Source organism: Anoxybacillus sp. LAT27 (genome assembly GCF_022030075.1).
Taxonomy (GTDB): domain Bacteria; phylum Bacillota; class Bacilli; order Bacillales; family Anoxybacillaceae; genus Anoxybacillus; species Anoxybacillus kestanbolensis.
The window spans coordinates 1-19,541 of sequence record NZ_JAIWYK010000446.1 but is presented as its reverse complement, the minus strand read 5'-3'; the positions used below and the strand labels follow the sequence as shown (position 1 = coordinate 19,541).

Sequence of the window (19,541 nt, the reverse complement as noted above, 5' to 3'; positions counted from 1 at the left end):
TGGCGAAGTGGTTAACGCACCAGATTGTGGCTCTGGCATTCGTGGGTTCGATTCCCACTAGTCGCCCCATATCCGTTTTAAAACATTGGGGTATAGCCAAGCGGTAAGGCAACGGACTTTGACTCCGTGATGCGTTGGTTCGAATCCAGCTACCCCAGCCATATATGCGGAAGTAGTTCAGTGGTAGAACACCACCTTGCCAAGGTGGGGGTCGCGGGTTCGAGTCCCGTCTTCCGCTCTTTGTTTCACGGCGGCATAGCCAAGTGGTAAGGCAGAGGTCTGCAAAACCTTTACCACCGGTTCGAATCCGGTTGCCGCCTCCATTTTTTTTATGCGCCGGGGTGGCGGAATTGGCAGACGCACAGGACTTAAAATCCTGCGGTAGGTGACTACCGTGCCGGTTCGAGTCCGGCCCTCGGCACTGAAAAGGCTTGACAAAATAAGATAGCATGATACAATTTAATTGTTTCATGCCGATGTGGCGGAACTGGCAGACGCGCACGACTCAAAATCGTGTGGGGTAGCCCCCCGTGTGGGTTCGACTCCCACCATCGGCACTAGAGGGATTCCTGTTAATCGCAGGAATCCTTTTTTTATTTTCTCTTATTCGTTTCCCTTCGATTATTTTAGATTATTTTCTGATGTGAAAAACGAAAATTTTCGTAAACAACCCCTTTAGTTAGACTGTTAATTATAATTTTTGTACGAACATAAAAGATTTTATTGACTTGTTCCGCTAACTTTTATTATGATTAAGTTACGAAACAAATGAAAGAAAGCGCTTTTTTAAATTTGTCATTAACGAAAAAATTCGTAGGAGGTTCGAAATATGCTTCAGTTTCCGAAAGATTTCATCTGGGGAGCTGCTACTTCATCGTATCAAATTGAAGGAACGGCGACTGGAGAAGATCAAATTTACTCGATTTGGGATCACTTTTCTCGTATTCCGGGTAAAGTGGCGAATGGTGATAATGGAGATGTTGCAATTGATCATTACAATCGCTATGTTGATGATGTCGCATTAATGAAAGCGCTTCATTTAAAGGCGTATCGATTTTCGACTAGTTGGGCGAGACTGTATACGGAGACGCCAGGTAAGTTTAATGAGAAAGGTCTAGATTTTTATAAGCGTCTTGTGCATGAATTGCTAGAGAACGGTATCGAACCAATGTTGACTATTTACCATTGGGATATGCCACAAGCTCTTCAAGAAAAAGGCGGTTGGGAAAATCGCGATATTGTGTATCGCTTCCAAGAATACGCTTCGTTTCTTTACGAAAACCTCGGTGATGTCGTAAAAAAATGGATTACGCATAATGAGCCGTGGGTCGTCACTTATTTAGGGTATGGTAACGGTGAGCACGCGCCGGGTATTCAAAACTTTACGTCATTTTTAAAAGCAGCACATCATGTTCTCCTCTCTCATGGGGAAGCAGTAAAAGCGTTTCGGGAAATCGGTCCGAAAGACGGGGAAATTGGAATTACATTGAATTTGACACCTGGATATGCCGTTGATCCGAAAGATGAAAAGGCGATTGATGCAGCGCAGAAATGGGACGGTTTTATGAATCGTTGGTTTTTAGACCCGGTATTTAAAGGGCAGTATCCAAAAGATATGTTAGAAGTGTACAAAGATTATTTACCAGATGTTTACCGAAATGAAGATTTACAAACGATTCAGCAACCGATCGACTTTTTCGGATTTAACTATTATTCAACAGCAACATTAAAAGAGTGGAAAAAAGGTGAACATGAACCGATCGTATTTGAGCATGTAAGCACAGGCAGACCAGTGACAGATATGAATTGGGAAGTCAATCCAAACGGTTTATTTGATTTGTTAGTGCGGTTGAAGAAAGATTACGGTGATATACCATTGTACATTACTGAAAACGGTGCTGCATACAAAGACCATGTCAACGAACAAGGAGAAGTAGAAGACGATGAACGGGTTACTTATATACGAGAGCATTTAATTGCTTGTCATCGTGCAATTGAACAAGGAGTTAATTTGAAAGGCTATTATGTATGGTCGTTATTCGATAATTTTGAGTGGGCATTTGGCTATGATAAGCGTTTCGGTATTGTATACGTGGACTATGAAACGCTAACACGAATCCCAAAGAAGAGCGCATTATGGTATAAGGAAACGATCATGAATAATGGAGTTAAATAAAGGAGGTGATGGGGAAGGGAAAAAAGTTTTCTTTGTTGTAGCGCAACGTATCGGGGATTAGCCGCTACCACAAAGAAAACTAAAAGAATTATAACGTGAAACAAACAAATGGGCAAATGAAAGGTGTAAACGGTATGAGCACATGTTGTAAAAAACGAGGGGGAAAGAATGATGAAGAAACGAGCGCTTATGTTGTTGTTAGCATTCGTCTTTATGTTCGCAACTGCCTGCGGCAATCAGTCTGAAAGTACGAACGAATCAAAAGACAAAGGTTCAAGTGAAAAAGTGAAGTTGAACATGTGGGTATTCGGAAGCACTGGCTATGAAAAGTTAGCTGAGGAATATATGAAGGATCATCCGAATGTCGAAATTAAAATTCAGTCAACACAGTTTGATGACCATCATAACGCACTATTTACAGCGTTATCAGCAGGAAGTGGTGCGCCGGACATCGCGATGATTGAAGTAAACAACATTGAACGTTATCGTGAGGCGCAAGATCGCTTTTATAACTTATACGATTTTGGAGCAAAAGACATTAAGGATAAGTATTTAGATTGGAAATGGCGTATCGGTGAAAGTGCAGATGGAAGCTTTTTATTCGGTCTCCCAACAGATATTGGTCCAACGGCTATGTTTTACCGCGCTGACGTATTTGAAGCAGCCGGACTTCCAACAGATCCAGCTGAAGTGGCTCAGTTAATTCCGGACTGGAATGCATATGCGGAAATCGCTGCAACAATTAAAGAAAAAACAGGAAAGCCAATTGCAGACAATATTGAACTTGTATACAACGCATTGCGCGACCAAGCGCCTGTGCAATATTTCAATGAAAAAGAAGAATTGCTAATTGAAAAAGAACCGTATATTAAACAAGCGTACGACTATACAGTTAGCTTAATTCAAAAAGGTTACCTTGGCAGCAACGGATTATGGACTCCTGAATGGGGTAATGCGATGGAAAAAGGAAGCTATGCAACATTACTTGCGCCTGCATGGATGCAAGGGGTAGTGAAAGGAAATGCGCCAAATTCAGCAGGCAAGTGGCTTATTACAAACATGCCAGGTGGAGCAGGAAACTGGGGTGGCTCTTATTTAACGATTCCAAAAGAATCAAAGCATCCGCAAGAAGCGTATGACTTCATTCAATGGCTTGTCGCACCAGAGCAACAGTTGAAGTCGTTTAAAGACATGGGATTATTCCCATCCACTCCTTCTGTGTATGATGCTCCAGAGTTTAAAGAGTACAAAGATGAGTACTTTGGTGGAGTAAACACAGCTCAAGTCTTTGCAGAAGCAGCACAAAAAGTAAAAACAGTGTACATGGGCAAAAACTACACACTCGTTCAAGCAGAAATCATCAAAGCGTTGACAAACGTACAAAAGAAAAAAGCTGATCCAGAAAAAGAATGGGAAGAAGCAATTAAACGTATTAAACGTCAACTTGAACGTCAATAAAACATATGAGGAAGGGATTTATTCCCTTCCCCTACTATGATTTTTGGAGGGAAATACAAATGGTATCCCATAATCATACAAACGCAACCGTCCGTCCAAAAGGATTAAGTGATAAGAAAAAAACAGCATTAGCTGGCTACTTATTCATTTCTCCGTTCTTTCTTTTATTTGCCATCTTCGGTGCTTTTCCAATGCTGTTTAGCTTTTACTTAGCTTTTCAAAAATGGAATGGATTCGGTGAAATGACATTTGTCGGAGTTAAAAACTTTTCACTTATTTTTACTGATCCATTATTTTGGAAATCGATTTATAACACGATTGTGATCGGTTTATTAGGAACAGGTCCACAGCTAATTGCGGCTTTAATTTTAGCCGTTGCTTTAAATTCAGCAATGGTCAAGTTTAAAAGTGTATTTCGTGTCGCTTACTTTGTGCCAAACGTAACATCGATTGTTGCGGTAGCGATTGTCTTCACCGTTTTATTTAGCGAACAAGAAGCAGGATTAGTAAATGCTACACTTGGCTTATTTGGCATTTCGCCAGTAAGCTGGCAGACATCTGAATGGGGAGCGAAAATTGCGATTGCGACGATGATTTTTTGGAGATGGGTTGGATATAACTCGATTATTTTCTTAGCGGGATTGCAAAGCATTCCGAAAGATCTTTATGAAGCAGCTGAAATTGATGGAGCGAAAAAATGGCAGCAGTTTTTTTACATCACTGTGCCGATGTTAAAGCCAATCATCGTATTCGTTGTATTTACGGCAACGATCGGATCGCTACAAATTTTTGCCGAGCCACTCATTTTCGGAAGTGGATTTAGAGAAGAAAGTATGACGATCGTGTTGTATTTATGGAGAGAAGCGTTCTCGAATAACGCGTTCGGAACAGCATCTGCGACAGCCGTCTCGCTATTTTTACTCATCATTGTATTTACGACAATTAACTTCTTTGCGTCCAATCGTTTAGATAAATCGGGCAAGTAAAAAATATGGAGGTGAATGAAGATGCAACGTAAAAAGGGATTTGTGAATAAAGTAACAATCCATGTATTGTTGATTATCGGTGCGTTATTGTCGGTTTTTCCGCTATACTGGATGTTTGTTATGGCGACTCAGCCGAATCATGTCATTAATAAATTACCGCCAGCTGTTGTACCGGGAGATAAGTTAGTCGAAAACTTTCAAAACGTATTAGAAAATGTCGACTTTTTCGGGGCAATGTGGAACTCTTTTATTGTTGCTAGCTTAACGACGCTTGGGGTGTTATTTTTCAGCTCTTTAGCAGGTTTTGCATTTGCTAAGTTGCAGTTTAAAGGTCGGGAAAAGCTGTTTGCTGTCATTTTAATTACGATGATGATTCCGCCACAATTAGGATTAATCCCACAATACTTCATTATTACGAAGTTGGGTTGGTTGAACGATTTAAAAGCAATTATTGTTCCAGGTTTAGTGAATGCGTTCGGTATTTTTTGGATGCGTCAATATATTAAAGACGCAATTCCTGATGAATTGATTGAAGCGGCAAAAATTGATGGATGCAGTATATTCCGTGTATATTGGAATATTGTCGTTCCTTCAATTTTACCAGCTTTTGCGACGCTTGGCATTTTAACATTTATGTTCGTATGGAACGATTTCTTGTGGCCATTAACTGTATTGAGAGATGAATCAAGCTACACGATTCAAATTGCTATTCGCGCTCTTCAAGACGCATACGTGAAAGACTATGGTATGATTTTATCTGGAACATTTTGGGCAACATTGCCTTTAGTTGTTGTATTTTTAATGTTTAATAAGTTGTTCATTTCAAGCTTGACGCAAGGATCCGTCAAACAATAGTGACATAACCGCCAACTAAAGCGCATTCATTTTTAATGGGAACATTTATGTTATAATAAAGGTAAGATTATAAAGTTAAGAAGGGATCGTATGAAAATTACCATTAAGGAAATTGCGAAATTAGCGGGTGTGTCACCAGGTACGGTATCGAAAGTATTAAATAACTATCATGATGTCGGTGAGGAAACGAAAAAAAAAGTGCTAGAAATTATGGAGCAGACTGGGTATGTCGCTGCTCGCATTCAAAAAGATACTGCTCATAAGTCGAGAGTAGTTGGCGTTATTTACGCCGGAGAAATCAACGCGGATTTCAACCACCCGTTTTTTATTGAGGTAATGAACTCTTTCAAAAAAACAATGGGAACGTTCGGTTATGACCTCCTCTTCTTTTCAAATGAACAATTTGAAGAAGGGGAGGAAGATTATTATGAGCGTGCTATGCGTTACAAAGTAGACGGAGTAATCATTATTAGTGGTGAAAAACTTCAACCATCTATTTATCGATTAGATATGAGCGACATTCCATGTATTGGGGTGGATATTCCGCTTGAAGGCAACCGTTCTGCGTATATTATGACAGATAACTATAAGATTTCAGCGAAAGTAGTAGAGCATTTTTACTTATGTGGCTATCGACATATCGGCTACATTGGTGGTTTGCCAGGCGCACAAGTGACAAAAATTCGTGAACAAGGATTTCGCAACACGATGAAGGAATTTGGATTAACAATTCACGAAGAATGGTTCGTTCAAGGGGACTTCTTTATGGAAAGTGGCTATGAGGCGATGAAAAAAATATTAGGTTCGTCACATCATCCTGAAGCGGTATTTGCAGCGTCAGATTTAATGGCATTTGGAGCAATGAAAGCGGTAAAGGAACACGGATTAAAAATACCTGAGGATATTGCGATCGTTGGGTGTGATGATATCGACGCATGCAATTATACCGATCCACCTTTAACTTCCGTTCGTCAAGATAAAGAAAAAATCGGACGACTTGCCGCATATATGTTAAAAGATATTATACACCGCCAATTCCAGCCGAAAGCGGTTATGGTTGAACCGGAGTTAATTATTCGCGAATCTTGTGGAAGCAATCGATTGTACGGATTAATGTCTGGGAAGATGTAGGCAAGGAAAAGCCCCCTATCATTACAAACATAGGGGGTTACATATGTTCCTCATTTTCAACTACATGCTTCAAAACAGATAGCTTATTCTCCTAAAAACGTTCATAAAATGACAGCCTTTGCTTTAATTCTGTTAACGGTTCAGGATGGAGATAATAAATTCCCCTAATTTTCGATTCATATACAAGTACAGGACGATAAAGCGAGAATGCATTTTTGAAAAAGTTGTGAACAAGGTATTGACTTGTCCGAGGGGAGTCGATATAATGTAAAACGTAATTACGAAACAGGGATTCCTGTTTTTTATTTTTACATTTCATTCGACAAATTTCTACTTTTTCTGCATGTGTGGGTGTAGTTTAGTGGTAAAACCTCAGCCACGAGCGCTACATCGTCGAATAAGCGGCGAGTTGCCTCGACGCATCGATCATCATTGAGTAAGCTGGAAGAGGAAGAGGCATGGGTTGAGCGTGCTGGGCAATTATGGACATAGTGAACACAATGATGCGGGTGTAGTTTAGTGGTAAAACCTCAGCCACGAGCGACGCATCGTCGAATAAGCGGCGAGTTGCCTCGACGCATCGATCATCATTGAGTAAGCTGGAAGAGGAAGAGGCATGGGTTGAGCGTGCTGGGCAATTATGGACATAGTGAACACAATGATGCGGGTGTAGTTTAGTGGTAAAACCTCAGCCTTCCAAGCTGATGTCGTGGGTTCGATTCCCATCACCCGCTCCATACATACGGGGACAACGCAGTGTTTCGTTTCGAAGATGAACGGGGCATTGCGTTTTTTTTATTTCGCTTCGCCCCGTATTTGTTATATGATGAGTTGTGTATGAGCTGTACCCCCATGGATTTGAATAAACATCTCTTTCATCGCTTGTAATATTTGTCCACATTGCGTTTCTGTAAATGAGGGCAGAAAATATACGATTTGAATTGCATTTGTTGTTTGCTCTGTAACCATTGTTCGTTTCGAATCAACGATTGGGCTGCCGAACGGGCCTTGAGCGTCTTTTGTGACGAGTTTTCGATCAAAATTTGTCGTCCGATCATTGATGCCGATATATTCATCTGCTTGTGTACCGATCGTGACGGCTATATCTCCTGTTAGATGATCTCGATCATAAATGCCGATCGGTAGTTTATAATATAAGGAAAAAAAGTTATTCACATCGGCCGCCGAGTGAATGGATGGAATAAAACTTTGCTTCTGTACGCGACGAAGCAAACTTTCCGATGAAGGACGATATCGGCTCGGATCTGTGCCAATTTGTTTAAATACAGACCGCCATTCTTTTACTTCTGGCCATTCAGCTAACGGAGTTTGTTCCATATCAAAATATAGCAACTCTTGAAATTGTCGAAGTTTCCCTTTCAACATGTTGGGGGACGGACCGACGACGATTTGATCGTATGTAAGGACACCGATTTTAAAATGGGATACGCGCTGTTTTATTGTGTCACAAATGGTTAACATATCGTTCACTCCTTTTTCTTTACATTGTAACATAAACAACGAAGAAAGGAGGGATTCAGGGATGGACGTTGAAGCGCTAAAAGAAGAAATCATTCAGTATAGCCGAACGATCGGTATTGATAAAATTGGTTTTGCTCATGCGGATCCGTTTTTTGAACTAAAAGAGCGATTGCGTCAACAACAACAACTCGGGTATGAATCGGGATTTGAAGAGCCTGACATTGAAAAGCGGACGAATCCGTCTTTATTGCTTCCAGAAGCACGTTCTATTATTGCGATTGCCCTCGCGTATCCGTCAAAGCTAAAAAATGCACCGCGAAGCACGAAAACAGAACGAAGGGGCATTTTTTGTCGCGCATCTTGGGGACGAGATTATCATGTTGTTTTACGCGATCGCTTGCAAAAATTGGAGAAATTTATTTTAGAACGTGTGCCAAACGCAAAAGTCAAATCAATGGTGGATACAGGGGAACTGTCGGATCGTGCGGTGGCGGAACGGGCAGGGATCGGATGGAGCGGGAAGAACTGCGCCATTATTACACCGGAGTTTGGTTCGTATGTTTATTTAGGTGAAATGATTACGAATATTCCATTTCCCTCTGATACGCCGGTCGAAGACGAATGTGGAACGTGCACGCGCTGCATCGATGCTTGTCCAACGGGTGCGCTTGTGCAAGGGGGACAGCTGAATGCGAAGCGCTGCATCGCCTTTTTGACACAAACGAAAACATTCATTCCAGATGAGTTTCGCGATAAAATAGGAAACCGATTGTATGGATGTGATACGTGCCAGCTTGTTTGTCCGAAAAATAAAGGAAAAGACTTTCATCTACATCCGGAGATGGAGCCGGATCCAGAAGTGGTGAAACCTTTATTAAAACCGCTTCTTCATATGACGAATCGCCAGTTTAAAGAAACGTTTGGACATCTATCTGGAGCATGGCGTGGAAAAAAACCGATTCAACGAAATGCTATTATTGCATTGGCTCATTATAAAGATGAAAGTGCTATCGATGATTTATTGATATTGCTTCAAAAAGATTCGCGTCCAGTCATTCGTGGAACAGCGGCGTGGGCGCTTGGAAAAATCGGAAATTATGAAGTAATACCAATGTTAAAGAAAGCAAAAGAGCGGGAACAAGATGAAGATGTCATTCGTGAAATTGAAAAAGCGTTAGCGATGCTTGAAAATGTGTAGTTGTTTTTCTTTCATCTCTGACATAACGTATTAAAAAACGAAAAAGTGGTGAACGGGATGAGAAAACGACTACACGATCTTCTCGATGAACGCATTCGTCATTTTTTTGTTAGCGATGTGATAGACGAAGAAGTGGAAAGAAAACGAAAGCTGTTGGTGAAGCGGAATGCGAAACTTGTGAAATGTGAAGGAAAAGGAGCGATCATCGAAAAAAAACATATCGGGCTACACACATTTGTGCGCTATATTGTTCATTTTCGTTTTGTTATTTCGCAAAATGGGTGGTTGTATGTGGAGGAACAACAAGAGGTGCGCGAAGCAACATTTGAGAAAAATGAACTTGTAGATGATCGTCTTGTTTTGCCACATGTTGAGGCGGGACAAATAGAAAAAACACAAGAACGAGATGACGATGAACGCGTTCGCTATACGTATGATCGACTAGCTGCAGTACGATATGCTGAAATATGGTGGAATGATTATAATCCAGAGTTCCAAAAATTCTCTGTAGATTGTACAAATTTTATTTCACAATGCTTGCATGCGGGGGGCATTCCGATGATGGGCTATCCCAATAAAACAAAAGGATGGTGGATGAGGAAAAACGATTGGAGTTATACGTGGACAGTCGCAAACGCGTTTCGCTGGTATTTAAGCGGATCGAAAACAGGCATTCAAGCGGTCGAAAAAAAATCGCCGGAACAGTTGTCTCTCGGTGATGTCATTTGTTATGATTTTCAAGGGGACGGACGATTCGATCATACGACGATCGTTGTCGCGAAAGATAAACAAGGGATGCCGCTTGTAAACGCTCATACGTCCAACAGCCGTATGCGTTATTGGTCATACGAGGATTCAACCGCTTATACGCCGAATATTCAATATAAGTTTTTTCATATTATTGATCGAATATAGGAGTGAAGAATGTGGCTTTACATGTCGTTTTATATCAACCAGAAATTCCGGCAAATACAGGAAATATTGCGCGTACGTGCGCGGCAACAGGCACATCGTTACATTTAATCCGTCCACTCGGATTTTCGACGGACGACAAAATGTTAAAACGTGCCGGATTAGATTATTGGGACTACGTTGATGTGCATTATTACGATTCATTGCAGGAGCTTTTTGATAAATATAAAGAGGGAGAATTTTTCTTTATTACGAAGTTTGGAAAAACATATTACACGTCATTTGATTATAGTGATCAAACGAAAGATTACTTTTTCGTTTTCGGTCGTGAGACGAGCGGATTACCAAAAGACTTAATTGAAAACAATATGGAACGTTGTTTGCGCATTCCGATGAACGAATATGTTCGTTCGCTTAACTTATCGAATACCGCAGCCATTCTCGTATATGAGGCGTTAAGACAACAAAACTTCCCAAATGTATTTTAAGCGACTTTCATTTGAAAGTCGCTTAATTTTTTACTTCTGGCTTATCGTTATATCCTGCTGTAAAAATAGCAGCTAAGAAGGCGAAAATGACGCCAAGCACAAGAAGCGTTTTCATACGAAATCTCCTCCCTTATGAAGTGACAAGAAAATGTCCGCGCTTTCATTATAGCTTAATTGTATACCAAGATGAAAGTCATACTTTCACGAATGATTACGGACATCCTTGCATACATATGGTATTAATCATGACGCTAGACATCAAAGGTGGAGGAGGTCCGTGTATGGACATTTTGAAAAAAATACAAAAATATAGAGAAGAAGAACAAAAATTAAAGTGGGAAGGGACGTTCGCGGAGTATTTGGAAATTGTAAAAGAAAAACCATGGGTAGCTCAGTCTGCTCATTCTCGCGTTTACAATATGATCAAAGATGCGGGCATAGAAGAAGTAGACGGAAAGAAAAAATACAACTTTTTTAGCGGGCAATTGTTCGGGCTTGAGGAAGCGCTAGAGCGGCTTGTGGAAGAATATTTTCATCCAGCTGCTAAGCGATTAGATGTTCGAAAGCGTATTTTGTTGTTGATGGGGCCGGTAAGCGGAGGAAAATCAACGCTTGTGACGATGCTAAAGCGAGGGCTTGAAGCTTACTCATATACCGATCGCGGTGCTGTATATGCCATTAAAGGGTGTCCGATGCATGAAGACCCGCTCCATTTAATTCCGCATCATTTGCGTGATGAGTTTTATAAAGAGTACGGTATTCGTATTGAAGGAAACTTGTCGCCGTTAAATATGATGAGACTTGAAAAGGAATATGGTGGACGCATTGAGGATGTAATGGTCGAACGCATCTTTTTCTCGGAAGATAAACGTGTTGGGATTGGGACGTTCAGCCCGTCCGATCCGAAGTCGCAAGATATTGCTGATTTAACAGGAAGCATCGATTTTTCGACGATTGCTCAATATGGATCGGAATCAGATCCGCGCGCATATCGCTTTGATGGGGAGTTAAACAAAGCTAATCGTGGTATTATGGAATTTCAAGAAATGCTAAAATGCGATGAAAAGTTTTTATGGCATTTGCTTTCTTTGACGCAAGAAGGAAACTTTAAGGCAGGACGATTTGCGCTCATTAGTGCCGATGAATCGGTTGTTATTTGATATCTACTAAAAGTATATAAAAGCGTAAAAACAAATATGACTAAAAAATAAAAAAACTTCCCTTCAGTGGGAAGCAGAGGAGATAGTGTTTAAAATGATTTTAGGGTTAATGTAAGCATGCAGATTAAATTTCCCTTTACCTGTTTTTTCTAGCACAATGTAATCAAAGATCCCTCGTAAAATTTCATTCTTTTCGCCTTTAGATAAATCACCGTTTACATACAAGTCATACAAAGTTTTAAATCCTTGCTGTATAGACTCAACATTTACTTCTTCAATTTGCTCCTTATGTGTTTCTGCTTGCAAAAAATAAAGTTGTCTTTCTTTTTCTTCTTTTTGTTTTAAAATTTCTGCCCGATCTTCTTCATATTCCTCGTCTGTTATTTGTCCTTTCCGCAACATTCTCCGCAAAGCAGTCAATTCACCATCCAGACTTTCTAACTGTTTTTGTATGAGTAAAACTCGGTCAGTTGGATTAACAGAATTTTTCTGTTTCATTTTATCTAAGTCAATCATTTCTTCAAGCCTTTGTCTTAATATTTCAGTATCGACATTAATGAAATCTTCTTGCAGGATGCGGAGAATTTCTTGTTCTACAGTTCTATACTTCATATAAACCCTGCAAGCCAAACAATTTAGAAATTCTTTGTTATATACAGACTGTGTACCGTCTTTTTTCGTATAGTATTGTCTAGAGTACTGCCTTTGCATTTTATTTCCGCAACCTGAACAAACGATAAGTCCTGCTAGTGGTTGAGGCTCAAAATCTAATCTGACCTTAGGACTGTTTTTATTTTCTTCCATGATTTCAGCCGCTTTTTCAAACGTTTGTTTGTCAATCAATGGAGGATGGGCATTTTCTGCCACTATCCAGTCTTTTTCCTCCAGTTTTATTTTTTTCTTATTTCTAAGCCGTGTGGTTCTAAATTGTACGGTGCCAATATACACAGGGTTTCTCAATATTCGTCTAATCACCATGGGCTTCCAATATGTTTTTCCCGTTGGGGTAGGAATCCCTTCTTCTCTAAGTTTTGTACTAATAGCGTTATAACCAATGCCATGATTTACATAATAATCAAAAATCTTTTGCACTACCCATGCGGTTTCTTCATCGGGTTCTAATCTCTGGGTAAAACTATTAAATTTATATCCATACGGAATCCCGCCGCCACCCGTCATCCATCTGCCTTGTACTGCATATGTATAGCGTGCTTCCCGCATTCGTCGCGTTATTTTGCTATATTCCATATTGGCGAAGAACATATGGAACTTAATGTATTCCATGTCGTTATCATCAAGAGGATCAAATGTTTGAAATGGAGTTATAATGTAAATGCATTTTTCTAATATGATTTTTTCTAGAAACCCCATCTGCTCATATGAACCACGTCCCAGACGGCTTATATCTTTAACCATTATAGCAACTGTGCGTGGTTTTACATTTTGCAATTGTTCAATAATATGTCGAAAAACAGGCCGTTCCTCAATAGCATCTGCACCGCTTCCTACTTCTTCGTATAAATCCCAGTCGTAGTGTTGGTATCTTTCATTTAAGATTCTTTCCAATAACGCTCGTTGTTCTGCTAGTGTATCCTGATCTGTCTTTTTTTCCCGTTCCAAGTCTTGTCGAGAACGACGGATATAAGCGTATATATACTTAACACTGGATGGTAACTTACTATCCATATACCCATTCCCCCTGTTTTGGTATGTGTTTAACGACTATTATACTACTAAATATACATATGTAGCACATACAAAAATACAATAGTTATTGCTATAAACTCACAAGAAAATGAGACTTGGGATTTTTGTATAAAATAACCTAAGATTAGGTGTTTGGTATAATTAATATATGAACTCAATATATTTTTAGAATTTTTGTTACAAGGGGGAGGGGATAGGATGATTGAAATCGTATGGGAAAGAATAAAGGAATGTGAAGGTCAAGTTTTCAAGCAAATTCGTGGAGGAGAGTTTACGTACAAAGTTAAGGGAAATTCTATTGAGTTAAGCAGAACTAATCGCTCAATATCAAAAAATACTTTTAAAGAAGCACTAAAATATGTACCGTTAGAAAATACTGTACCTGTACAGCACTTGCAGGCTCCGTCTTATTTGTTTGCAATATTGATGGACAGGAGAGTAAGGCAAAATGATTGGTAATAGTAGAAGAAGATAAAAATTGAATATTGGACCTTTACAAGAAGTTTATGATGTAGTATCATAAAAGCAATCTAATTTTAGTATATTGTTATATATTGGTATATTTTTATATATAATAAATGGTTTGTTGTTTAATATACGGAAATTTTAACGTTTATATTTATACGATATCTCCTTCTTTTTAATACACGGAGAAGAAAAAATATATAATACACCGCATTTAATAGTTGAATATGTGCATATATAAGGCTATTTGTGCCCGTTTATATGGGTGTATTATGTATTTTTATAAATTCTGTGTTTAAAAAGGAGGAGTTTTTTATGCAAAAAAATCAATTTGGTAAGAACGGAAAAAAAGTGGGTTATCTTGTTCATCTTGATCCAATTCAAGATAACAGTATTGAATTATACTTAGAGTCACAAGTAGTAAGTGCAATATTGGAGGAAACTGTAGGCTTGAAAGTAGAGGGATATCTTTCATATAAAAACAATCCCGCTGCTGCAACGGATTTTATGGAAGGGCTCAAGAAACGCCAAATCGACACAATTATTGTGCATGATATCGAAATATTCAACAAAAGTATTGTGGATTTGTTTATACAAAACGGTTTTCATTTCATTGTAGTAGAGATTGATGAGTTCAACTCTAAATACCGAGTTTTTGAAATAGAAAACAATGGTAAAATAGATACTTCTACGGTTTATCTCAAAAGAACAAATGCTCAATGGCACCGTCTTAAAACGAAATACAAAAAGGCTATTAGCAGAAATAGAATTGTTGCGAAAAATCTTAATAACATCTGCGAGCAGTTGGGAGTTTAGTCAATTATTCTTTGATAAAATTCATTTTATAAATAATGATAAAGCAAAACACATTTTGTTTTAGATACTAAAATATTAAAACTTAAGATACTAAAAAGAAAAGCAAGAGGGGCTGTCTTAACAATCCTCTTGCTTGATTTGAAGAAAATTTATCGTTTCTACTCAATTTCTTCACAACATTCTAGCAGTGCTCTTCCGTAATTTATTCCGGCATTGTAAACTTGAATAGGACTAACAAAAAAGAGCCAAAAAATAATAAATGAAATTGTAAATAAGATTGAAATTATTTTTAGGATAGGTACCGCAGAAATATTAATTCCTATCCCATAATTATTATAAATTAAAAGCAATTGGATTATTAATAAAGAAATACAAATGAACAAGCCTAATGGTTTAAGTCCCAGTAAGTTTCTTAATTGCCCATAGTAAATGTTTTCGTTAAAAACCAAAGAGTATTTAGTCCTATCTCTAGTACTTTGTCTTAAATAATCAATACATGAATCATATATTCGGTTGGCCACACTAGGATTATTTACTTCTTCATTCTCTGTTGGTATATCCAAGTTTGTTAATAATCTAAGTTTTTGGTGATACCGCTTTTTGGTATCGATGTTTAGAGTATTATCATTATGCCTTAATATTAATGTGGCAGGAAGAGCACCCCATTGAGCCACTAATTTGTCTTGCTTTTTTTTACCTAAGGTTCTTGCTAATACAGATAGTGGTATTGAAATCCCCAATCCAACTATTAAACTAATAAAAGTACCTTCAAGTGAACTGATCTCAGGAAACCATAAATATAACCAAATTATAATGGGAGAGACTGTTAAAAGGGACGGATAATATCTCGCTTTTCTTTCGTATGTATTTAATATAACTTCAAGATTCATATACATCCTCCCCTTTAAACTCTATTTTTCTACTTTCGAATTAAAGGACAAGGGAGTTAATGAAACCCATCCGGACCTTGTTGGCATATTTTTGAAATGCCTGATGGTGGTTCCTCTTGTTTCAAAAACTTTTGCTCCTCTTCTAATGAATGCATTAACTACAACTTTTTTTGGATGTTCAGTGGTTTCTTTAGAAACAGATACAAACACGGTTTTGTTAGGTTCTTCCCCCTCTGTTACCTTTTCACCTATTATCCTGTCTAGAACGCTTGGCGAAACGTTGCGACGACTACCGTGATGCGGCATTTGAACAAATTTACACCTCTTTAAATCAATACCTAATGAATCAGCATAATCTGCGCTATTATGAAGTGCTTGTTTTCCAGCATCGCCAGTAAGTAATACCTTATAATTCTCTATATCTCCGTAGAGTACAACACTGCTTTCATTTCTTGCTCCCGTTGATTCATAGTCTTCACTTAAAGTTTCCATGTCCCAAGTTTCGTCTATCCATTCCAAAATTTTTGCATAGGTTTCCGTAATTGCTTTTCTAATCAAATTTTCTTCTTTTTTTTCTGGCATATTAGGGAAATCAGGTAATAAATCATTAATATACCAATCCCTGTTCGGTGACAGTACTAGAAAATCTCCTATATATTCCCCTGCAAAAGGTTCATAAATGGGAATTTCCTTTTGTATTGCAATCTCATATAATTGGTGTGCCTTATTTAAAGAGTTTTTAATTCGTTCGGATAAACTATTATCAGTAATCCTACCATCTTTGAACATATCTCTTATTTCAGAAGAGTGTTCCCATGGGAGATGCATCCACAATTCTCCAACTTCTAATTCTTCAAGAACCGTTACTAACCCAGAAACATGATCAATATCAGGGTGAGTATTAACTACATAATCTACGTAACTAGTCCCATAATAATTTTTTATATGTTCAACAACTTGTTTGCCAGATTCTTTAGTTCCCCCATCAACGACCATAATTTTATAATTTCCCTCTTTACCATACCTAATCACTATAGCATCGCCATTTTTTGTGTTCTCTCCAACAGGTAGAAATTCAATTTCTATTCCCATTAGCCAATCCCCCTATTCTAACCAATATATGTATTAAAAATTATAACACAATGGTGTTTTAATAAATAGAAAGTATGTATAATTTTGGATAATATGAATTTATTCTTAATGTGTTCATGTTTTTTAATAATTAGGGGAGGGCTTACATTTTCAAGAAACAATTGAATTTAATACTTTTTGGTTACGTTCTTATTATTTGAAGATACATTTCTTAGTACTATTAGATTACGATAGCAAAGACATTCGAAGGGACGAAAAACACTTCTAAAACTGAGGGACAAAGTTAACAATAGAAAAAAGTCATAGTTTCGTTCTTTGTCTTTTTATTACTAGTTTGGGCTTTATGATAAAATAATATTATATGGAAAATTAGATTATATTAGTTGTTAGTAATATCAGGAGGTTTACAATGACAGTTAAAGCAGATATAGATTTTCAGAAAGATTTGTTTGAAGCAGCCAATAAAATGCGTGGGAGTGTTGCTCCTGCTGATTATAAACATTATGTACTTCCATTAATCTTTTTGCGCTATCTTTCTAATAAGTACGAACAGCGCCGAAAAGAATTAGAACAAATCGTAAAAGACCCAAACAGTGATTGGTACATGGAAGATGCTGAAATGCAGCAAGTGATTATTTCTGACCCAGATCAATACAAGGCTGAGAACGTCTTTGTGGTTCCTGAAGAAGCAAGTTGGTCTTATATTATGAAAAACGCCAAGCAGCCAAATATTAAAGAAATTCTTGATAATGCGATGAAGCGTCTTGAAGAGGAGAACCCAGAATTAGAAGGCATGTTGCCTCGAATTTACCAAGGTTCGAACTTACCTGCTGAAAATGTGGCGGGCTTAATAGAAATCTTTTCACGCGATGTATTTAGCGCTAATACTCATGAAAGTGTAGACATATTAGGGCGTACATATGAGTATTTTATTAGTTCTTTTGCTGCTTCTGAAGGTAACAGAGGCGGAGAATTTTTTACACCGTCAAGTATCGTTAAGTTGCTTGTTGCTATGCTTGAGCCGAAAAGTGGTATTGTTTTTGACCCTGCGTGCGGTAGTGGCGGGATGTTTATACAAAGTGAAGAATATGCTCCGAATAAACATGCACTTTCGTTTTATGGACAAGAAAATGTAGTAACGACAGTGCGTCTTGGAAAAATGAACGTTTTGCTACATGGCATCAATGCAGAAATTCGTTTAGGAGACTCACTTTTAAATGACCAGTTTCCTGACTTGAAGGTAGACTACATTATTGCTAACCCGCCATTTAACCAAAAAGATTGGGGAGCAGATCGTTTATCGAAAAAAGACCCTCGTTTAATCGGACCTGTAACAAATAGCAATGCGAACTATATGTGGATGCAGCATTTCTTATATCACTTAAATGATGCAGGTACGGCAGGGTTTGTAATGGCAAACGGAGCCATGACAACGAATGTCAAAGAGGAGAAAGAAGTGCGTCAAAAATTAATTGACGAAGGATATATTGACTGCATTGTTCAGTTGCCTGAAAAACTGTTCTTTACAACAGGTATCCCATGTTGTTTATTCTTTTTAAGCAAAAACCGTGACGGTAAAAACGGTTACCGAGCAAGAAAGAATGAAATTTTGTTTATCGACGCTCGCAAAATGGGTACACTCGTTAGCCGTAAGCAAAAAGCGCTGTCCAAAGAGGAAATTGATAAAATCGCTGCCGTTTATCATGCCTACAAATATGAAGAGACAGAAGGATATGAAGATGTTGCTGGTTTTTGCAAAGTTGCAACAATTGACGAAGTACAGGCCAATGACTACAAATTGACACCGGGCATTTATGTTGGAACAGAAGTATCTGATGTAGACGATATACCATTTGAAGAAAAAATGGCTGAGTTAACTCAGCGTCTTTTGGAACAGTTTGAAGAGTCTAATCGCCTTCAAGAGAAGATTAAGAAAGACTTGGAGGAATTAATGTGATTGAGTGGAAAGAGTTTGCCTTAGAAGAAGTAGTAGAAAAATTTATTGATTATAGAGGAAAGACACCGAAAAAAACAGCAAGTGGTGTACCATTAATCACAGCAAAAATAGTAAAAAACGGTAGAATTAACACTCCGAATGAATTTATTGCTCTTGAAGATTACGATAAATGGATGACTAGAGGAATCCCGCAAAAAGGGGATGTCGTCATGACGACAGAAGCACCATTGGGAGAAGTTGCTCAGTTATGTTTTGATGGAAAAGTGGCATTGGCCCAAAGGATTATTACCATGAGAGGGAAAGTAAATGTACTTGATAATGGATTTTTAAAATATATGCTTCAATCCCCTTTGATGCAACATAGAATACACTCTCGTTCTTCAGGGACAACAGTTATTGGGATAAAAAGTTCTGAATTAAAAAAAATACCAATTCCAGTACCACCTATTGATATTCAGAAAAAGATTGCTTCAATTCTTGGAAGTATTGATGAAAAGATAGAACTGAACTTAAAAATGAACAAAACCCTCGAAGAAATGGCAATGACGCTGTACAAGCATTGGTTTGTTGATTTTGGACCATTTCAAGATGGGGAGTTTATGGAGTCGGAATTAGGGATGATTCCAAAGGGATGGGAGGTTGTGAGTTTAGGGAATCTTATTGAGATTAAACATGGATATGCTTTTAAGAGCAAATACTTTGGTATTATGTCAAGAAAATAGACATGTAAAATCGAGAAAAACTTTAAAACCCTACTACCGCACTTCG

At 38.2% G+C, this 19,541-nt stretch carries 16 protein-coding genes, 6 tRNA genes and 2 pseudogenes; 19 read left to right on the top strand and 5 right to left on the bottom strand.

The window, feature by feature from the left end; all coding sequences use genetic code 11:
- The first annotated feature begins 86 nt into the window (after positions 1-86).
- The 10 genes from LD028_RS17985 (at position 87) to LD028_RS17940 (ending at position 6,606) form a co-directional block, all read left to right on the top strand.
- Positions 87-161 (top strand) — tRNA-Gln (locus LD028_RS17985).
- Positions 162-166: 5 nt separating this feature from the next.
- A tRNA-Gly gene (locus tag LD028_RS17980) sits at positions 167-238 on the top strand.
- An 11-nt stretch (positions 239-249) separates the two neighbouring features.
- Positions 250-323: transfer RNA gene (locus LD028_RS17975), tRNA-Cys, on the top strand.
- Between the two features lie 12 nt (positions 324-335).
- Positions 336-421: transfer RNA gene (locus LD028_RS17970), tRNA-Leu, on the top strand.
- A gap of 51 nt (positions 422-472) precedes the next feature.
- Positions 473-557: transfer RNA gene (locus LD028_RS17965), tRNA-Leu, on the top strand.
- 272 nt (positions 558-829) lie between these two features.
- Positions 830-2,176, top strand: coding sequence for a GH1 family beta-glucosidase (locus LD028_RS17960; RefSeq protein ID WP_237810691.1), 1,347 nt, complete (start codon positions 830-832; stop codon positions 2,174-2,176).
- 168 nt (positions 2,177-2,344) lie between these two features.
- Positions 2,345-3,634 (top strand): ABC transporter substrate-binding protein, encoded by a 1,290-nt coding sequence (locus LD028_RS17955; protein ID WP_006319211.1) that lies wholly within the window; start codon positions 2,345-2,347, stop codon positions 3,632-3,634.
- Between the two features lie 59 nt (positions 3,635-3,693).
- A complete protein-coding gene (locus tag LD028_RS17950; protein ID WP_237810694.1) occupies positions 3,694-4,620 on the top strand; it encodes a carbohydrate ABC transporter permease in 927 nt (308 codons plus the stop codon).
- Between the two features lie 15 nt (positions 4,621-4,635).
- The gene (locus LD028_RS17945; RefSeq protein ID WP_035047936.1) at positions 4,636-5,475 is read left to right on the top strand and encodes a carbohydrate ABC transporter permease; all 840 of its coding nucleotides are present in this window, start codon (positions 4,636-4,638) and stop codon (positions 5,473-5,475) included.
- A 69-nt stretch (positions 5,476-5,544) separates the two neighbouring features.
- Positions 5,545-6,606, top strand: coding sequence for a LacI family DNA-binding transcriptional regulator (locus tag LD028_RS17940; protein ID WP_309240417.1), 1,062 nt, complete (start codon positions 5,545-5,547; stop codon positions 6,604-6,606).
- Between the two features lie 91 nt (positions 6,607-6,697).
- Here the strand turns inward: LD028_RS17940 and LD028_RS17935 are convergent.
- Positions 6,698-6,766 (bottom strand): annotated as a pseudogene (locus LD028_RS17935) (transcriptional regulator); the annotation flags it as partial.
- 503 nt (positions 6,767-7,269) lie between these two features.
- Between LD028_RS17935 and LD028_RS17930 the strand changes: the two are divergent.
- Positions 7,270-7,343, top strand: a tRNA-Gly gene (locus tag LD028_RS17930).
- Between the two features lie 82 nt (positions 7,344-7,425).
- Here LD028_RS17930 and LD028_RS17925 read toward each other — a convergent pair.
- On the bottom strand, positions 7,426-8,088 hold the full coding sequence (locus tag LD028_RS17925; protein WP_237812293.1) for a B3/B4 domain-containing protein: 663 nt from the start codon (positions 8,086-8,088) through the stop codon (positions 7,426-7,428).
- A 61-nt stretch (positions 8,089-8,149) separates the two neighbouring features.
- On the opposite strand from LD028_RS17925, the gene queG reads away from it, so the two are divergent.
- The 4 genes and pseudogenes from queG to LD028_RS17905 form a co-directional block, all read left to right on the top strand.
- The gene (gene queG, locus LD028_RS17920; RefSeq protein ID WP_237812292.1) at positions 8,150-9,286 is read left to right on the top strand and encodes a tRNA epoxyqueuosine(34) reductase QueG; all 1,137 of its coding nucleotides are present in this window, start codon (positions 8,150-8,152) and stop codon (positions 9,284-9,286) included.
- Between the two features lie 57 nt (positions 9,287-9,343).
- Positions 9,344-10,201: an amidase domain-containing protein gene (locus tag LD028_RS17915; RefSeq protein WP_237812291.1), complete on the top strand. Its 858-nt coding sequence runs from the start codon at positions 9,344-9,346 to the stop codon at positions 10,199-10,201.
- 11 nt (positions 10,202-10,212) lie between these two features.
- The gene (trmL, locus tag LD028_RS17910) at positions 10,213-10,686 is read left to right on the top strand and encodes a tRNA (uridine(34)/cytosine(34)/5-carboxymethylaminomethyluridine(34)-2'-O)-methyltransferase TrmL (RefSeq protein WP_041638913.1); all 474 of its coding nucleotides are present in this window, start codon (positions 10,213-10,215) and stop codon (positions 10,684-10,686) included.
- 281 nt (positions 10,687-10,967) lie between these two features.
- Positions 10,968-11,840, top strand: a pseudogene (locus LD028_RS17905) (protein prkA); the annotation flags it as partial.
- 69 nt (positions 11,841-11,909) lie between these two features.
- Here the strand turns inward: LD028_RS17905 and LD028_RS17900 are convergent.
- A complete protein-coding gene (locus LD028_RS17900) occupies positions 11,910-13,532 on the bottom strand; it encodes a recombinase family protein (protein WP_237812290.1) in 1,623 nt (540 codons plus the stop codon).
- Positions 13,533-13,751: 219 nt separating this feature from the next.
- Between LD028_RS17900 and LD028_RS17895 the strand changes: the two genes are divergently transcribed.
- Both LD028_RS17895 and LD028_RS17890 read left to right on the top strand, forming a co-directional pair.
- Complete coding sequence (locus LD028_RS17895; protein ID WP_111646563.1) at positions 13,752-14,012, top strand: hypothetical protein; 261 nt, start codon at positions 13,752-13,754, stop codon at positions 14,010-14,012.
- 321 nt (positions 14,013-14,333) lie between these two features.
- Positions 14,334-14,834, top strand: coding sequence for a hypothetical protein (locus tag LD028_RS17890; protein ID WP_237812289.1), 501 nt, complete (start codon positions 14,334-14,336; stop codon positions 14,832-14,834).
- 158 nt (positions 14,835-14,992) lie between these two features.
- On the opposite strand, the gene LD028_RS17885 is transcribed toward LD028_RS17890, so the two are convergent.
- Together LD028_RS17885 and LD028_RS17880 are read right to left on the bottom strand one after the other, a co-directional pair.
- On the bottom strand, positions 14,993-15,724 hold the full coding sequence (locus tag LD028_RS17885) for a hypothetical protein (RefSeq protein WP_237812288.1): 732 nt from the start codon (positions 15,722-15,724) through the stop codon (positions 14,993-14,995).
- 21 nt (positions 15,725-15,745) lie between these two features.
- Positions 15,746-16,816, bottom strand: coding sequence for a ComEC/Rec2 family competence protein (locus tag LD028_RS17880; protein WP_237812287.1), 1,071 nt, complete (start codon positions 16,814-16,816; stop codon positions 15,746-15,748).
- 409 nt (positions 16,817-17,225) lie between these two features.
- Here LD028_RS17880 and LD028_RS17875 point away from each other — a divergent pair, with 409 nt between their 5' ends.
- Both LD028_RS17875 and LD028_RS17870 read left to right on the top strand, forming a co-directional pair.
- A complete protein-coding gene (locus tag LD028_RS17875; RefSeq protein WP_237812286.1) occupies positions 17,226-18,773 on the top strand; it encodes a type I restriction-modification system subunit M in 1,548 nt (515 codons plus the stop codon).
- Positions 18,770-19,495: a restriction endonuclease subunit S gene (locus tag LD028_RS17870; protein ID WP_237812285.1), complete on the top strand. Its 726-nt coding sequence runs from the start codon at positions 18,770-18,772 to the stop codon at positions 19,493-19,495. Before LD028_RS17875 ends, LD028_RS17870 begins: the two co-directional genes overlap by 4 nt.
- The last annotated feature ends 46 nt before the right edge of the window (positions 19,496-19,541 follow it).

Bases quoted from the DNA above. Each gene is read 5' to 3' on its own strand.
- LD028_RS17960 (WP_237810691.1), top strand. From the start codon at position 830: ATGCTTCAGTTTCCGAAAGATTTCATCTGGGGAGCTGCTACTTCATCG.
- LD028_RS17955 (WP_006319211.1), top strand. From the start codon at position 2,345: ATGATGAAGAAACGAGCGCTTATGTTGTTGTTAGCATTCGTCTTTATG.
- LD028_RS17950 (WP_237810694.1), top strand. From the start codon at position 3,694: ATGGTATCCCATAATCATACAAACGCAACCGTCCGTCCAAAAGGATTA.
- LD028_RS17945 (WP_035047936.1), top strand. From the start codon at position 4,636: ATGAAGATGCAACGTAAAAAGGGATTTGTGAATAAAGTAACAATCCAT.
- LD028_RS17925 (WP_237812293.1), bottom strand. From the start codon at position 8,088: ATGTTAACCATTTGTGACACAATAAAACAGCGCGTATCCCATTTTAAA.
- queG (WP_237812292.1), top strand. From the start codon at position 8,150: ATGGACGTTGAAGCGCTAAAAGAAGAAATCATTCAGTATAGCCGAACG.
- LD028_RS17915 (WP_237812291.1), top strand. From the start codon at position 9,344: ATGAGAAAACGACTACACGATCTTCTCGATGAACGCATTCGTCATTTT.
- LD028_RS17900 (WP_237812290.1), bottom strand. From the start codon at position 13,532: ATGGATAGTAAGTTACCATCCAGTGTTAAGTATATATACGCTTATATC.
- LD028_RS17895 (WP_111646563.1), top strand. From the start codon at position 13,752: ATGATTGAAATCGTATGGGAAAGAATAAAGGAATGTGAAGGTCAAGTT.
- LD028_RS17890 (WP_237812289.1), top strand. From the start codon at position 14,334: ATGCAAAAAAATCAATTTGGTAAGAACGGAAAAAAAGTGGGTTATCTT.
- LD028_RS17885 (WP_237812288.1), bottom strand. From the start codon at position 15,724: ATGAATCTTGAAGTTATATTAAATACATACGAAAGAAAAGCGAGATAT.
- LD028_RS17880 (WP_237812287.1), bottom strand. From the start codon at position 16,816: ATGGGAATAGAAATTGAATTTCTACCTGTTGGAGAGAACACAAAAAAT.
- LD028_RS17875 (WP_237812286.1), top strand. From the start codon at position 17,226: ATGACAGTTAAAGCAGATATAGATTTTCAGAAAGATTTGTTTGAAGCA.